This window comes from Microcoleus sp. PH2017_28_MFU_U_A, assembly GCF_020738035.1.
Lineage (GTDB): Bacteria > Cyanobacteriota > Cyanobacteriia > Cyanobacteriales > Microcoleaceae > Microcoleus.
On sequence record NZ_JAEQCX010000027.1, the window covers coordinates 76,523 to 93,324 of the forward strand.

Sequence of the window (16,802 nt, forward strand, 5' to 3'; positions counted from 1 at the left end):
TCTATTAGTCCGCGTAGGCGGACTTTGTTTGTATAGAAGCGGTTTCAACCGCCGAATTATCTAACATGATATTATTTCCTGACAAACAAAATTAGACAGCCAATTGAGCAAGTTCAATTCGTGGAGAATGATTTGCCTAGCTTCAGCAATTTTATCCCTCGCTTCATGCCAACAATCCGGCGTAGCAATCACCTCTTTAATAAATTCTACTCCCTTCTCATCCAAACTGGGAAGCCGCAAAAAACTTCCCGCCGGCAACAACTTATCCGCCGCCGCACCGCCGTAATAAATCGGCAAATTCCAAGCTAATAAAGCATCCCAAAGTTTTTCGCTGACATACCAATCATTTTCTGCATAATTCTCCACAGCCAAATTGTAATAATAAGGTGCGACAGCGTGCCATTTATTATTAACCGTGCCGTTTCCCTGCGCCCAACTTGGCAAGTTTCGCCCGTAAAGGTCAAAATCTAATTCTGCTTCTTGCAGCAAATTGATAAAATCTAATCTGCGTCGGTGGTTGGCTGTGCGACTAACGCCCGAAGTTATCCAAGAACAGGATTTAGTTTTAGTTGGTGGTGGCATTTCATTCAATTCTCGAAACGAGTTTGAGTGATACCAAATCGCGGGCATATAATTGGGATTGGGCGCAAAATCATCCGGCCCGGAAACGTAACCGCAATAAAGTTTTGCTTGTTCGTAGTTGGCTTTGGTAATTTCAATAACTTCTGCTAAAGGCGGTTCTCTGATTAGATAAATAATCCGTTCTTGGGGGACGTTGCGGAATTTATCTCGAATGTCATTTTCTGGTTTATTATGCCCGTGTCGGCGTATTTTGTCGAGCCATGACTGCTGTTTAGGCTGTCGGGGAAAGTCGAATTGATACATGAGCAAAAAATCTGGTTCCGGGTGATTGGCGAGCATTTGAATGTTGCCCCATTCCCCAAAGTTGTGAGGTGTTTGTTGCCACAGCCAATCGCTTTGATTCATGCCTGGATAGGTGGTGATTGCACTGATAATTATTGGGTTCATTTCTCTCTTAGTCCGCGGAGGCGGACTTTGTTTATGTAGCCGCGGTTTCAACCGCCGGGGCTAGGAATAGGTAATTTAAAATTATACAAAACTAATGAATAATTTGCGATCGCACTTCTTCATCCACATAACTCAAAATCCTCTCGATCCTATTTTCCCACGAAAACTGCTTGACAAAACTCAATGTTTGTGAATAACCTTCGCTTCTCCTCGGATATTTTGCTAAACTATCTCGAATGCTTTGCGCGAACTTGTGCGGGTTATCAGGTTCGCACCAAATGGCAGCTATATTTCCAGATTTGAATTCCATTAAAGATGTAATCTCTGTGGCAACAATAGGAGTTCCCGATGCCATATAATCAAAGAACTTCAAAGGAGATGTGAATGTCGCGGCCTCTGTCTGACAGTGAGGGTGAGTCAAAACATCGGCGGCTTGCAGCAAGCTGGCTAGTTGATTTTGAGGCAGGTAGCCGAGAAAATTGATGTTGTTAACTTGCTTGTCTTTGGCTAACTGCTGGTAAGCTGTTACTTGGGATGAATCCCCACCGGCGATCGCAAATTGAACTTCCGGCAACACCCGCGCCACATCCACCAGCATATCCACACCCTTAAACGGGTACAGCCCACCCGCATACACCGCTAAATATTGCCTTCCACCTGCTAATAATCGCTGCCGCCAATTCTCGGCTGCGTCTGTTTGTCTCACCAGAAACAACTGGTTAAAACCATTGTGCAGCATAATGACTTTTTCCGCTGGCATCCCATTTTGAATCATGCTGTATCGCACAGTATCTGCAACAGTTACAGCAATTTGAAAGAGAGGATTATTAACAACCTCCGGCTCAAACTTCTTATCTTCGTGGTGGTGTTGTTCGTAGATAGCAGGAATCCCGTGTTTAATGGCAGCTTTAACAAAGTTCCAGTCGCGAGTATGAACAATTTTAGTCGATTTCAGCAGGTGAATTGGCAAGTAGTATTTTGAGACTATTGTACTGGAACTTGTCCACTTGCTGTTCAAAAGGTCGATCGGCCACGGCATCGGTAAGTATGCTATTTTTAATTGCTCTTGAATATTGTATATTTGAGCAAGTTTTGCATCGGGTTTTCTCGGTTGAAAAGGATGAAACCAATCAACTGGATTAAAAGCCTTCCATCCTTTACGGATATATACCAAAACTGCTGGATAACCGAGATTTGCTGCGGCATTTGCTGAGTGTGCAACTTGAACTAAGCTGGCTACATTCGGTTGTGGCAAGATATTTCTGGTGAAAAATACATAGTATTTCGACATTGGAATTGGTAATGGTAATTGGTAATTGGTAATTGGTATATTGGTAAACTGGATTCAGTGCGAGCGTCTCCCTCGCGGCTGGATCGCGAGCGAGACGCTCGCACTACTATTCTAATAACAAATAACTAATAACCAATAACTATTTTGTTGCTTGACGTTTAATAGTATTTTCTATAAATTCCAAAGTTTTGAAAATATTAGCAGCCGAGTGATATGATTCTCTGATTAACTCATCTCTTTCTTCGGGAGAATCAACCATTTCATCTACTAGCAACTTCAGGTAAGCTATCATCGGAGTCAGGCGAGTGCGAATTTCGTAAGAACCTCTAATCAAAGCTTCATCGCGGGCGGTTTCTTCCGCAAATTGCATTGAATACAAGCGAGTGTAGTAACCTCCTTTGGCTAGCAATTCTTCGTGAGAACCGATTTCTACGACTTGTCCGCGATCGATCACGGCGATTTTGTCGGCTTTTTGGACTGTGGAGAGGCGGTGGGCGATGACTAAGGTTGTGCGATCGCAACTCAGTTTCTCGATCGCCGATTGCACGTATCTTTCCGAAACCGTATCCAGCGAACTCGTTGCCTCATCTAAAATCAAGATTTCCGGGTTTTGCAGCAAAGCCCTAGCAATCGAAATCCTCTGACGCTGCCCTCCCGATAATATCACACCGCGATCGCCAATTTGAGTATCCAACCCCTCCGACAACCGTTCAATAAACTCATAAGCATTCGCCCCCTGCGCCGCTTCCACAATTTCAGCCTCCGTCGCATCGGGCCTAGCGTAAGCAATATTTTCGCGCACCGAAGCATTAAACAAAAACGTATCTTGGCTAACAATACCCATCGCCTTTCTGAGACTTTTTAGCTCAAATTCGCGCAAATCTCTACCATCTATCGAGATACTACCTTCAGTAGGATCGTAAAATCTCGGCAGTAAATCTGCCAAAGTTGACTTCCCAGAACCCGAAGTTCCTACCAAAGCCAAAGTAGTGCCGTAAGGTAGAAATAAATCAATTCCTTGAAGAACTAAATTTTTGTGATTCGGATAACTAAAAGATATTTTATTAAAACTAATTCCCGATCGCAAATGAGTGTATGGCACAGAACCGTTCAGCATAAAAGGCTTCTCATCGCAGCTCAAAAAATCATCAACTACTTCTACGCTAGCTGACGTATTAGCAAATTGACTCCGCCCGCTATTCAACTGAGAAATCAAAGGAATTAACCTAAAAAGTACCAATAAATAGGTCAGCAGAACAGTTGAAATAGACTCAATTTCATTAGCAAATATTGTACGACCGATAAATACAATCAAAATTATCACGATCAAATTAACAACTTCGTTAATTGGGGCAATCGCCGCATAATTTACCTGAGCCTGAAAATCCGCGTGTTCTCGCCTTTGAATTAAATGCTTAATCCGCTGATACTCCCTTTCTTCGTTACCCGTTGACTTAACTAGCCGAATCCCAGTCATGGTTTCCAGCACCCTCACCGAATAATCTTTCGACATTTCAGAAAGCACGAGACCAAAATGCTTAGAACGGTTAATAATATATTGATTTGTGCAAGCAACCAATCCCAACAAAAGCGTAGATGTCAACGTCAACTTCCACGATATAGAAAGCAGCAAACCCAGAAACACCAAAACAGTGACTGAGGTAGTAAACATTCCAATTGCCGTACCAACTGCACTCGCAGTCCGGCCAATCTCTCCGCCCAATCTATTAATCAAATCCCCGACTTTAGTTTTAGAATAAAAATCTAAATCTACTTCTAACAACAACCGCAAACCTGCTTCTCGCAAATCAAAAGTCAGAGAGCGCGTCAGAGAAGTGGCGACTAAAGTATTAATATAGCTAGCAAGATTTTTTAATATAATTGCCAGAACAATCGCCCCGGTCATCAACATTAAACGCTGATTTTCCGGCATTCCCTCAAAGGGATACATCAAACTTTTAATGAGAGGTGGAGCGCCGCGCAGCTCGATAGCTTCCCCCAAAAAAATTAAAAGCACTGGTACAATCAGAGTAGTGCTGATACCGCTGAATAAAGCCCCAGCAAAGCCCAGCATCACAGTTAACACAATCCTGCCCGGATATCGTCTCGCAAATTTTAGGAGTAGCTTATTGGCAGACATGAAGCATTCCCAGCTAAACAGTACGGCATCTCAAAATATTCTTTAATTACAGCCAGTTTTTCTTCCTCCATTCAGTCGCTTCAATTTCACCTATAGCTACCTGCAATTATATCTGAAAGTATCGGTGCCATTGCTTGAATACTATATTTTTTCACGCATCTTTCCCGAGCTTTCATTCCTTGGAAATTGGCGGCTGTAAAATTTTGAAATATCCATTTAATTTTTTGGGAAATTTGATCGGGAGAACTAGGTTCGACTAAATAACCAGTTCCGCCTAAAATTGTAGGAATATCTCCCACGCGCGTAGACAAAACAGGCTTAGCCATTGCCATGCCATCTGTCAGCTTGAGCGGAAACTGAGCCACCGCTGTCAGAGTGTCTCGCTGAGGAACAACGACAACGTGAGCAGCCGCTACAACTTCCGGCATCGTTTCCACAGGAAATTTTGGCAGTTTAACAACCCAACGACCCCATTGTTGCATAAGTCTATCATCATAATCATCATAAGGACTTCCGCCGACGATCGCTAATTTTAAATCGGGCTCATTTAACTGTTCGAGGGCCATCAAAACATCCTCAACACCTTTGTGAGCACGCGGCGCCCCGGGAAACATCAGAACTCTATAGCCCGACAAGCCGTAACGCTCTCTGCTCAATTCAGGATTGTATTTAACAGGGTCAAACATTTCAGTATCCTTACCATTAGGCAAATATACACCACCAAAACGCTGTTTTAAAAACTCTGTATCAACGGTGACAGCATCAGCACGGGAAACTAAACCTTCCATCCACTTGACATATAGCGGATGATCCGGTTCTCGCAATTGACCATTGTGTTTAAAAATATCTCGATAAAGTTGCTTAAAAGAAGGGCGATATTTCCATTCGTCACCGCCGAACCAGCTAAGTTCCCAGTCATCAATGTCTAAAATGAGAGGGCGGCGAGTATCGAGTTTTTTGAGCAGCGATAAACCAAAACTTGTAGGCTTAGGTTTCACTGCATAAATAATATCCCCATCGATTTTTTTCAATAATTTTTGAACATCCATCAAAAACCCTGGATAGTTTTTCCCCGGTATCGCACATACGGGGATGCCTGTCGGAGGAATAGCATACAATTCCTTACCAAACTGAAATCCCACAACTTCTACATCACATTTAAGCTCGATTAGGACTTGAGCTAGTAGAAAAGCACGAATTGCACCTCCTCCAGACAAATCGCTCACCACTAATGAAACTTTCACTTGGTAATTTTTTATTAAAAAAGTTGCTTTATTTTCCTGCTTAAACGATCTTTTGTCAAGGGTAGCAAAGCAAAAAATATTTTTTTCAGTGAAATCCTTGGATCTTTTAAGGCTAAAATATCTTTGATTTCTTGTCTTAATTTGGTAGCTGCTGATGCCGTTCGCAAGTAAAGCTGCGGATGAATTAAGGAAAGCTGAAAAATGTTAGTTCTCGCTGCCTCTTTTTGCAAGACTGGATTTGTTGTTAAATATTCCCGATTCGCAAATATAAGTATATTCTGGGCGTAGTACCATTTAACTCGCTCATTTTGCCATATTTTATGTCTCATGCAGTCAATCGCCACATATCCTTGCTCTTGAAAGAGTTTCGCCCAATAGTCTGGCCACTGTTCGTTAACGTGATTTGTTCCCCCTTGAAATGGTACTGCGGCAGAGAATAAAATCACTGGGCCAAGCTTCACTAAAGACTCTATAAATACTCGGGCACACTCTGGGGGCAAGTGTTCTGCTACTTCTAGAGAAACAACTAAATCAAATTGTTGTTGGACGCGCAAAGGTTGGGTTAAATCTAATGCTAAAAACTTGTTTTCAGGGATTTCTAGCATTTTGATATCTACCCAATCACCGTCTATTCCTAAAAAATCTTCAACGCCGAATTCTTGGAATGCGGACAGCCAAGTCCCCGTACCGCAACCGACATCAATTACTCGTTTGGGCTGCACGAATTCCCAAAGGATAGGGATAATTTCTGTGGCTGATTCGTAGGAGGTTGTTTGTAAGTATTGATATAATTCTTTGGTATAATGTTGCACGGCCTAGAGTAGTAAGTTGGTCAAGTTTATTTTAAGCGCCAGGGATTGTTAATTTGATTTGGTAAAAATATTTTAGCGGTGCGATCGACTATTCGAGTAAAAAGCGATCGCGTGACGTTCTTTGCGTACTGCGGGCGGTAGGGGTAGGTGCAGTGCATGACTTTTATCGGTTTGTCGATCGCATAAGCATCTTTCCACTTATCCAAATAGTTGTACACAGGGGACAATGTTCTCATTTGCGGTTTCACAGATTCAATAGCAGCAGCAAAAGCACCCTGGTCTTTCAAAAGTAGCACATTTTGATGCGCCACTACTATCTCGAAATATTTCTTAAATTCCGCGAACAATTCCTGATTTGTACTGCTTTTCGTAAAAGCAATAAATCCGCCATTGTATTGAATGGTATTTTTGTTTAGTGGCAATCCCACAGACTGCAAAGTTGACAGAATATCTTGCTTGACTCTTAATAAATTGCTCGCTTTCGCAATCGCAGGCTGCACATCTTCTGTCACCAACAAATCTACCTCATCAAGATAGCCGAAAACCTCATCTATTGGCGACAGCAAACAAATATCGCAATCCATATAAATAGTTTTCTCAAACAGAGATTCTCCGTACAAAGCCAGCTTGGCTTGGCGCGATGCTAAAACAGGATTTTCGTGAGAGGGTGCTCTTTGCAATATGACATTTCCAAACACCTGAAGTAAAGGATATAAAATTCGAGGTACTCTATCTATTAAAATAATAATTGGTTCCTGGTGAAATTTCCTGACGGACGCCAGAAAATGAACGCAATCTTGGAAAGAGTAAAGACCTGTTAAAATAGTGATAAATCCCTTAGTTGCTAGTTTCATTAGTGCGTCCACTCCCAAAAACTCTCGTTCCAGTTATCTCGATAATTAAAAATTCCTTCCCATTCATAAAAATGCACAAAATCTTTCAAGTTAATTACTTTATTGATATTTTTGAGCATATAAAGAGGTTTTTCGCCATAAAAAGAAGCCCACATAGTATAACTACTAGGCGGCCCGACAATATAGTCGCACTCAGCCAAAGCATAGATATCTTCGATTAAATGACCGTTAGCAAAAACGCAGTTAAAATCATCAAATAACTTAGGATTTTGCTGAATATTAGAGCAAATCAAAAACTTGATTTTGTTACTTTCAAATAGTTTGACTATTGAATTCATCACTTCTAAGTATTGCTCAGTTGTGTAAAAGTATCTCCCCTTTTGGTGCTGAGCATAATCCCCTTGACGGATGTGAACTCCAACGATCGTATCTGCGTTATTTTTTACATTCAATATCAAACTATTTACATTGATTTTATATTGTTGTAATGGTGTAAAGTAGGATCTAATCTCATCGGCGTACTTATACAACTTTGGCAAATCTTCTACAAACCAGCCATCTCGAAATAACCAGCCTTTAAAACAAACAATTGAACTATTTTTTATTGCTTGAATATCCCGATAATTTATCCAATTAAACGGCTTTTCTCTGGTAATTTCTTGCGTTTTAAAGATATTTTTATTGCTTAAATTATTGATGAATTTAAAATATTGATTTCTGATAAATCTGTTACCTGATACGGTAAAATATGGAGGAGGATAACAGCACAATAAATCTTTGTTCGTGTCTACAAAGAATTCTGCATATTCTTCAAAAGCTGGATTGAGGACAGTGCAATTATGCTCGATCGCCCAAGCTATGAAATTGGCAAAAAGCAGCAGTCTGTTGCCTAGTTGTCCCGATTTAGCAGATATTATCAACATAGTCGCTATTTTGGTTAAGGTAAGGTGCGCGGCGCGCACCCTACAGACTAAGGGTGATGACGTTTTTGGTGCCACTGCCAAGCGTGAGTTACAATATCCTTAATGTCGGGATATTCTGGAGACCAACCCAAGGTTTCGATCGCCTTTTTGCTGCTGCCAACCAAACTAGGCGGGTCTCCCGGACGCCGATCGCACTCCACAGCCTTAATCTCTTTTCCCGTCACTTGGCGGGCTGTTTCAATCACCTCTTTTACGGAAAACCCGCCGCCGTTCCCCAAATTAAAGAAATCTGATTTGCCGTCATTTAGCAAATATTCTAGTCCTAAAATGTGAGCCGAGGCTAAATCGTTAACGTGAATGTAATCGCGAATGCAAGTACCGTCAGGAGTATCGTAATCGGTGCCGAAAATTGCGATCGAATCTCGTTTTCCCAAAGCAGCGAACAACACCAACGGGATCAGGTGAGTTTCGGGCTTGTGATCTTCTCCTAACAACCCGTTCGGATCGGCTCCAGCGGCGTTAAAATAGCGAAAACAAACAGACTTAAAATTGTACGCCGCGTCAAAGTCTGACAAGATCCTTTCTACCATTAACTTAGTAGCACCGTAGGGATTGATCGGATTTTGCGGGTGGTCTTCGGTGAGGGGGATTTTCTGCGGTACGCCGTAAGTCGCGCAAGTAGAAGAAAACACCAATTTCTTAATCCCAGCAGCAATCATCGCTTCCAAAAGTGTAATCGTGCCGATGACGTTGTTCCGGTAATATTTAGCTGGATCGGTAACAGATTCGCCGACGTAAGCGTAAGCAGAAAAGTGCATTACCCCTGCAATGTTGTGGGTGGCGAACAAGTTGTCGAGAAGTGCCCGATCGTTTGTATCACCAACTACTAACCCTACTTGCAAAACCTGCTCTACTATATCTCGGTGGCCGTAAACTAAATTATCTAAAATCACTACACCGTAACCGGCATTTTTCAGCGCTAATACTGCGTGAGAGCCAATATATCCAGCTCCGCCTGTTACCAAAATTGTTGGTTTTTCTGTACTCATATTATTCTGGGTTGTTTTGTAGCTGTAACTGTCGATGAGATTGCAATACGGTTGGGTTAAGCCTGTTTATGCCCCGGAAATCCCCCTCGCATCCCCCTTAAGAAGGGGGACGAAAGAGAATTCTCTTGTCCCCCCCTTTTTTAAGGGGGGTTAGGGGGGATCGGCGTTAACTGCAACTGTGGATTATCTTGTGAATTTACCAGCTCAATCGATGAACTTGAGGCGACCAATTTGGATGTAATCAAATATCCGATTGATTTGATATCGATCCTCCTCTGAAATTTTATCATCAGATAGGATCGTAGAAGTCAAAACTAAATGTTCCCGGCGAGAGATTTTGCCAGACGTGACAATCCGATCGACCATTTGAGAAATTGTTAAGTTGGATTTGTTTTGAGATGTTCGCATTTATTCGATCGCATTTATGTCAGAATATTTAAAGCTGCTGGGAGTTCTCGACCTAAAAATCGTCTGTACCAGACTGCAAAGCAATTTGTGGAACAGCAGAAACAATGTATCAGAGTTTTACTTCCAAAGATAGATGCGCTGATTATAGAATTCTGCATTATGCCTTCGGAACACGCTCACAATATTTTAATTGTATAATATTTTTTCTAGAGAGGCTGTTTTCTATGCAGGTCTATCGGATTCCGGTACTGTCGGACAATTACATTTTCTTGCTGTACGACCCCGATCGCCATACAGTAGCAGTGGTCGATCCAGCGCAAGCAGAACCGGTCTTGCAGCAAGTGCGATCGCTCAAAGCCGAATTAATCGCAATTTTCAACACGCACCACGATCGCGATCACGTAGGCGGCAACCAGCAACTGATCGATCGCTTTCCCCAAATTACAGTTTACGGCGGCGCCGAAGACCGAGGCAGAATTCCCGGACAGCAAGTATTTTTACATCAGGGCGATCGCGTTGAATTTGGCGATCGAACCGCCGAAATTTTCTTCGTGCCCGGCCACACAAAAGCCCACATAGCCTACTATTTCCCGCCCAGCAACCCAGGGGAAACGGGCGAATTGTTCTGTGGAGACACTTTGTTTGCTGGAGGCTGTGGCAGACTCAAAGAAGGCACTCCCGCCCAAATGCTAGCTTCCCTCGAACAATTGCGAAACTTGCCCGACAATACCAGAGTTTGGTGCGCCCACGAATACACGCTGACAAACTTGCAATTTGCCATTAGTGTAGATCCCGACAATCCTGAGTTACAGCAGCGCTTGGCAGCAGTTAAAGAAGCTCGCAGCCGATCGCAACCTACAATACCATCATCGATCGGCATCGAGAAAAGCACAAACCCCTTTTTGCGCTGGGATTTTCCGAGTCTTCAGTCAGTCGCCAACAGTCAAGATTCAGTGCAAACCTTCGCTCGATTGCGCGGGATGAAAGACCGATTTTGACAGTTGACAGTTGACAGTTGACAGTTGACAATTGACAGTTGACAAAAGAAGGAAGGGTCTTGGAGTAATGAATCGTCTGATTTTAATTTTTCTTTAAAAAGGAGAGGCTTTCAACCAATTCTTTCTGGTATAGCCCTTCTCAAAAAAGTGAGCTATGACATATGCCCTATGCCCATGCGTACCTCATCTTTTTGAGAAGGGCTATAAATGTCTGTATTGGGTTAAGTTGGGGGCACGAACCAAAGTAAAAGGCGATCGGTCTAAACATCAGAAGAGCCGTGGCACTGGAGGAAAAATAGACCGCTATATTGGGTAAATGCGATCGCCATTTACCGTTAACACCAAGATAGCCTTGCCAAAATTTGCGATCGGGTTTAGTTAAAGCAATTGGGTTTTTCGTTACCTGCGCGCAAGTGCGATCGGATCGCCCTCGAAAACAAGCAACAGCAGGCGATCGCAATCTACAGAAACGTTGAATAATGATGAGACCGATCGCTCATTTGCCACAGCCAGAAAATTGCCTCTCGCCTTTGCTTACACAACTGGTCAAGGCGTGGAGCTCTGGTATAAAATAAATTGTCGAGATATTGAAATTCCAGCAGAACGATCGACATCTCTCTGAGGTTTGAATTGTCAGCCTGTTTGCATCAAAAGTTTTTGTGATTATTTCCTTATATATAATTGATGAGTACGATTAGCTTTGCCACAAGTAAAACGATCTTTGTTAAAAGATGAAAAATCTAGGCAATACTGAACCCCAAGCGAAAATAGACTCCTCTGTTTCAGAGGATTCTAACAAAGCACTCAACCCGAGTGCAGCTTTGCAAACAGATGTAGGGATGGTTCTGCAATTGGCAGACGGCAGCATTCAGGCGTGCAATTCTCGCGCCGAGAAACTGTTGGGGATGACAGCAGAACAAATGCAGGGAAACACTTCCATCAACTGTCCGTGGCAGACTCTGCGTGAAGATGGCTCGGATTTTCCTGGGGAGATGCACCCGTCTATGGTGGCGCTGCAAACCGGGAAACCCTGCTCAAATGTCATCATGGGCTTCTATCAACCACAGGGAGAATTGATTTGGTTGAAGATCAATTCTCAACCTTTATTTCAGGGAGATCGATCGACTCCCTACGCCGTAGTTACCACCTTTATAGAAATCGGTCAACCTGGGCCAAGATTCGTCGGTGACGCGCCCGCCCAACAACAGTCAGACACCCTCGAAAGTATTTCCGACGGGTTCTTTGCTTTGGATCGAAACTGGCGGTTTACCTACGTTAATTCTCAAGCGGCGCGGTGGATAAATCGACTCTCGAAAGATTTGATCGGCAACACCGTTTGGGAAGAGTTTCCCGAGTCTGCGGGCAGTTTGTTCGATCAGGAATTTCGCCGCTGCGCCACAGAGCAAGTTACAGTTAGTTTTGAATCTTTTTATGGGCCGCTCAATGCTTGGTATGCGGTACGAGCTTATCCGATCGCATCGGGAATTGCCGTTTATTTTCAAGATGTTACCGAGCAGAAAGCCGATCGGGCTGCTTTTATTAAACAAGGGCAAACGGCGCACCAACAACTAGCAGAAATCGAGGCAATTTATGCTAGCGCGCCGATCGGACTTTGCTTTATCGATACCGACTTGCGATTTGTCCGCATCAACTCGCGCCTCGCAGAAATTAACGGAGTTCCCGCCGCCGCCCACATCGGTAAAACATTGCGCGAAATCTTGCCGCAACAAGCTGATGATTTAGAGCCGCTTTACCGAGAAGTTATAGCCACTAAAGTTCCCGTCGAACAGCTCGAAATTCACGGGGAAAACTCAGCGCAGCCGGGAGTAGAACGTAGTTGGCTGTTGAGTCTCTATCCGCTGAAAGCCCAGGACGATCGCGTGTTGGGCGTGAATGTGACAGTGTACGAAATTACCGATCGCAAAGCTCGCAAAAAAGAAATTCAACGGCTCAACCAGGAACTACAGCGCAGAGTTAACGAACTGCAATCAATATTTGATGCTGTACCCGTCGGGATCGCGATCGCCCACGATCCAGAGTGTAATGTAATTCGCACTAACAGGTTTGCTCAGTCGATGCTAACAGTGCGGCCGGATGCCAATGTTTCTGCAAGCGGAGACGAAGCCGCACTCCTTCCCTTCAGACTGCTTAGCAACGGCCAGGAAATCCCGCCAGAAGAGCACCCAATGCAGCGGGCGGCGGCTTCGGGTGCCGAATTGCGAGATGCGGAATTTCAAATGGTGCGATCGGATGGGGCGACGTTTGATTGGTTGATGAATGCGGTGCCGTTATTTGACGCACAGGGCGCAGTCTGCGGCTGTGTCTCGGCGTTTGTGGATATTAGCGATCGCAAACGAGCGGAGGCAGCTTTGCGCGACTCTGAGGAACGCTACCGCACTTTGTTTGAGTCCCTAGACGAAGGCTTTTGCGTCATCCAAATACTGTTTGACGACAACCAAAAGCCGATCGATTACCGCTTTTTGGAAATCAATCCGGCCTTTGAGAAACAAACCGGACTCGTACAAGCTGCGGGCAAAACTGCGCGGCAGCTCGTTCCAGAACTCGAAAATTATTGGTTCGAGATCTACGGCAAAGTTGCGCTGACAGGCGAACCAGCGAGCTTTGAACACGGCTCCGAAGCCATGAACCGCTGGTTTGAGGTTTCAGCGTTCCGCACGAGCGAGCCCCAGAGCCGCAAAGTCGCCATACTTTTCAAAGACATCAGCGATCGCAAACAGGCGGAAAATCGCCTGCGGGAACAGTCAGAGCAACTGCGGCTGTTCGTCAAACATTCGCCTGCGGGGGTGGCGATGTTTGACCGCCAGATGCGGTATATGCTGGTGAGCGATCGCTGGCTGGAAAGTTACGGGCTGGGCGCTCAAAACATTGTAGGTCGATCGCACTACGAGATATTTCCAGAATTGTCCGATCGTTGGAGACAAATCCACCAGCGCTGTCTGGCGGGAGCAGTCGAAATGTGTCCAGAAGATCCGTTTCCCCGCGCTGATGGTTCGATAGACTGGGTGCGCTGGGAAATTCACCCTTGGCGAACCAACAGCGGTGAGATTGGCGGGATCATGATTTTTTCCGAAGTAATCACCGATCGCAAAAACGCTGAACTCGCGCTGCAATTGGCAAACCAGCAAGTCAGCAATATTATCGAAAGTATTACCGATGCCTTTATCGCGATCGATGCACAATGGCGCTATACCTACGTTAATGCCACTGCTGAAAAACTTCTGGTGCGATCGAGAAACGACTTGTTAGGTCGATCGATCTGGGAGATATTCCCCGCCGAAGCAGAATCCAACTCAAGGCTGTATCAAGAATTTCATCGAGTCGTTTCCGAGCAAGTTTCTGTCAAGTTTGAAGAGTTTTCGCCGTCGCTTCAAAGGTATATAGAAGTCAGCGTCTATCCAGCAGCCGATGGACTTACGGCTTATTGGAGCGATATTGGCGATCGCAAACGCACAGAAGAAGAACTGCGGCAAAAAAATGCAATTTTGAACGTAATTAACGAGTCAGCGCCCACGCCAATTTTTGTTAAAGATCGACAAGGATGTATTATTTATGCCAATCCAGCCACCCTGGAGGCGCTGGGAAAACCTGCTGCTGAAGTAATTGGCCGGCGCGATCGCGATTTATACGCAGTAGCAGAACTGGGAGCCACAGTCTCGGAAAACGATCGGCGGATTATGGAATCCGGTCAAACAGAAATCGTCGAAGAATCTCCCGATGGCGTTCGGACTTTTCTGGGAATGAAAGCTCCCTACCGCAACGAAGCCGGAGAAGTAATCGGCTTGATTGGCATCTCCAACGACATCACAAAACGCAAGCGAGCCGAAGTCGCACTGCAAGAAAAAACGAAGTTACTCCAAGTAATTATAGACAGCATTGGTGACGGTTTGATTCTCGCCAACCAACAAGGGGAGTTTGTGCTGTTTAACCGCGCCGCCGTGAGAATATTCGGTCAGCTAACCAATGAAAAATCCTCTCAGGAATGGTCGAGCACCTACGGACTATTTTTGCCAGACCAAAAAACCCTTTTCCCCGAGGAGGAACTACCTCTAACCAGAGCAATCAAAGGTGAATATGTCAATGATGTAGCGATATTTGTCCGCCACCAAGATTGCGAAGATCGCTGGATCAGTATCAGCGGTTATCCGGTAGTTGATACCAGCAGAGAAATCACAGGCGGAGTGATTGTCTGTCGGGATATCACAGAACGCAAACAATCAGAAGCCGCGCTGCAAGAGAGCGAACAGCGATTCCGCTATATGGCTAACAACGCTCCATTTATGGTCTGGGTAACAGACTCTACAGGCTACTGCACTTTCTTGAGCGACAACTGGTATGAATTCACAGGTCAAACTGAGGAAACAGGTTTGGGATTTGGTTGGATAAACGCGGTGCATCCAGAAGACCGAGAATACGCCCTTAACGGATTTTTGAGGGCCAACGAACGCCAGGAACATTACAGCATGGAATTTCGCTTGGGGCGCAAAGATGGCGGATATTCTTGGGCGCTGGATGCGGCGGCTCCCAGATTTACCGACAGCGGACAATTTGAGGGTTATATCGGTTCTGCGATCGACATTACAGAGCGCAAACAAGTGGAAACCGAGCGCGATATGGTTCTGCAATTGGAACAAACGGCGCGCGCGGAAGCCGAACGAGCTAACCGGATTAAAGACGAGTTTTTGGCGGTGCTTTCTCACGAGTTGCGATCGCCCTTAAATCCGATTTTAGGCTGGTCGCAACTGCTGCTCGGCGGCAAACTGAGCGCGGCTAAAACCGCCCAAGCCTTCGAGACGATCGAACGCAACGCCCGACTGCAATCTCAATTAATCGAAGACTTGCTCGACGTGTCTCGGATTCTGCAAGGAAAACTCAGATTGAATGTTGCTCCGGTGAATGTCGGCACCATTATCTTGTCTGCTTTGGAAACCGTGCAACTAGCAGCCGAAGCTAAAAAGATTCAAATTCAAACAATCTTAAATCCAGATATCGGACTCGTTGTCGGCGATACAGGTCGCTTGCAGCAAATTGTGTGGAACTTGTTATCTAACGCGGTGAAATTCACGCCCGAAGGCGGTCGAGTAGAAGTTAAATTAGCGCAAATCGCACACGAAGTTCAAATTCAAGTTTCAGACACGGGTAAAGGGATTATTCCCGATTTCTTGCCCTATGTTTTCGAGCATTTCCGACAAGAAGACGGCGCCACAACTCGCAAATTTGGCGGTTTGGGATTGGGATTGGCGATCGTCCGCCAACTGATTGAACTTCACGGCGGAAGGGTGTTTGCAGAAAGCCCCGGAGAAGGTCAAGGAGCGACGTTTACGGTGAGATTACCGCTATTAAATGATGATTCTAGAACGCAGGATGAGACAGAACGTCATTCATCTGAGAGTGCCAATCTTTCATCTTTGCCGCTCGCTGGATTGAGAATTTTGGTAGTAGATGATGAGCCGGACTCGCGCGATTTTGTCGCCTTCGTGCTAGAGGACGCGGGTGCAGAGGTGATTTCCCTGTCATCTGCTGCTGAGGTGCTGCTGTCGATCGCCCAAACTGCACCGGATCTGATCGTCAGCGACATCGGAATGCCCGAGATGGACGGGTATATGCTGATCCGTCACATCCGCACTCAGCTCGCGCCCGAGTATCGGGGGCTAGTGGCGATCGCCCTAACAGCCTATGCTGGAGAAGCCAACGAGCGTCAAGTTTTGCAAGCCGGATTTCAAAAGCACTTATCTAAGCCGATCGATCCAACCCAGTTAGTTGCTACAGTAGCGCGGGCGATCGGCCCAAAGCTAAAAAACCCATAATAGGTTCGCAGTCAGTTGACAGTTGACAGTTGACAGTTGACAGCTTGTCAGTCAGATCCGTCGAAGGGTTGACGGTTGACAGTTGACAGAAGTCCCACGGAATAAGGATGAGATATCATTTTTGGTGCATTCATCCGTCTACAGCGAAGGTGGTGCAGAAATCGGAGAAGACTCTTCGTCCTTACTACGAACCTGATTAAGAAGGACTCTTAGTCCTGTCAACTGCCAA

The 16,802-nt window shown here is 45.0% G+C and carries 12 protein-coding genes; 3 read left to right on the top strand and 9 right to left on the bottom strand.

All coding sequences use genetic code 11. The features are described 5' to 3' along the window. Positions 1-60 precede the first annotated feature (60 nt). The 9 genes from JGK14_RS03675 to JGK14_RS03715 form a co-directional block, all read right to left on the bottom strand. Positions 61-1,029, bottom strand: coding sequence for a glycosyltransferase family 10 domain-containing protein (locus JGK14_RS03675; protein ID WP_293193357.1), 969 nt, complete (start codon positions 1,027-1,029; stop codon positions 61-63). 91 nt (positions 1,030-1,120) lie between these two features. Beyond that, a complete protein-coding gene (locus JGK14_RS03680) occupies positions 1,121-2,320 on the bottom strand; it encodes a glycosyltransferase family 4 protein (RefSeq protein WP_293274718.1) in 1,200 nt (399 codons plus the stop codon). 139 nt (positions 2,321-2,459) lie between these two features. Further along, positions 2,460-4,460, bottom strand: a complete 2,001-nt coding sequence (locus JGK14_RS03685) for an ABC transporter ATP-binding protein (protein WP_293178388.1) — start codon at positions 4,458-4,460, stop codon at positions 2,460-2,462. 86 nt (positions 4,461-4,546) lie between these two features. Further along, on the bottom strand, positions 4,547-5,704 hold the full coding sequence (locus tag JGK14_RS03690) for a glycosyltransferase family 4 protein (protein WP_293193356.1): 1,158 nt from the start codon (positions 5,702-5,704) through the stop codon (positions 4,547-4,549). A gap of 14 nt (positions 5,705-5,718) precedes the next feature. After that, positions 5,719-6,516: a class I SAM-dependent methyltransferase gene (locus JGK14_RS03695; RefSeq protein WP_293276767.1), complete on the bottom strand. Its 798-nt coding sequence runs from the start codon at positions 6,514-6,516 to the stop codon at positions 5,719-5,721. Between the two features lie 26 nt (positions 6,517-6,542). Beyond that, positions 6,543-7,370, bottom strand: coding sequence for a hypothetical protein (locus JGK14_RS03700; protein WP_293207265.1), 828 nt, complete (start codon positions 7,368-7,370; stop codon positions 6,543-6,545). Beyond that, positions 7,370-8,293, bottom strand: a complete 924-nt coding sequence (locus tag JGK14_RS03705; RefSeq protein WP_293326115.1) for an alpha-1,2-fucosyltransferase — start codon at positions 8,291-8,293, stop codon at positions 7,370-7,372. Before JGK14_RS03705 ends, JGK14_RS03700 begins: the two co-directional genes overlap by 1 nt. 47 nt (positions 8,294-8,340) lie before the next feature. Beyond that, positions 8,341-9,342 (bottom strand): UDP-glucose 4-epimerase GalE, encoded by a 1,002-nt coding sequence (galE, locus tag JGK14_RS03710; RefSeq protein WP_293178400.1) that lies wholly within the window; start codon positions 9,340-9,342, stop codon positions 8,341-8,343. Positions 9,343-9,546: 204 nt separating this feature from the next. Continuing rightward, entirely contained in the window at positions 9,547-9,750 is a 204-nt protein-coding gene (locus JGK14_RS03715; RefSeq protein WP_293178403.1) for a hypothetical protein, read from the bottom strand. A 224-nt stretch (positions 9,751-9,974) separates the two neighbouring features. Here JGK14_RS03715 and gloB point away from each other — a divergent pair, with 224 nt between their 5' ends. The 3 genes from gloB (at position 9,975) to JGK14_RS03730 (ending at position 16,573) form a co-directional block, all read left to right on the top strand. Continuing rightward, complete coding sequence (gene gloB, locus JGK14_RS03720) at positions 9,975-10,748, top strand: hydroxyacylglutathione hydrolase (RefSeq protein WP_293178406.1); 774 nt, start codon at positions 9,975-9,977, stop codon at positions 10,746-10,748. A 472-nt stretch (positions 10,749-11,220) separates the two neighbouring features. After that, on the top strand, positions 11,221-11,370 hold the full coding sequence (locus tag JGK14_RS03725) for a hypothetical protein (RefSeq protein WP_293196482.1): 150 nt from the start codon (positions 11,221-11,223) through the stop codon (positions 11,368-11,370). A gap of 109 nt (positions 11,371-11,479) precedes the next feature. Further along, positions 11,480-16,573 (top strand): PAS domain-containing protein, encoded by a 5,094-nt coding sequence (locus JGK14_RS03730; RefSeq protein WP_293219286.1) that lies wholly within the window; start codon positions 11,480-11,482, stop codon positions 16,571-16,573. The last annotated feature ends 229 nt before the right edge of the window (positions 16,574-16,802 follow it).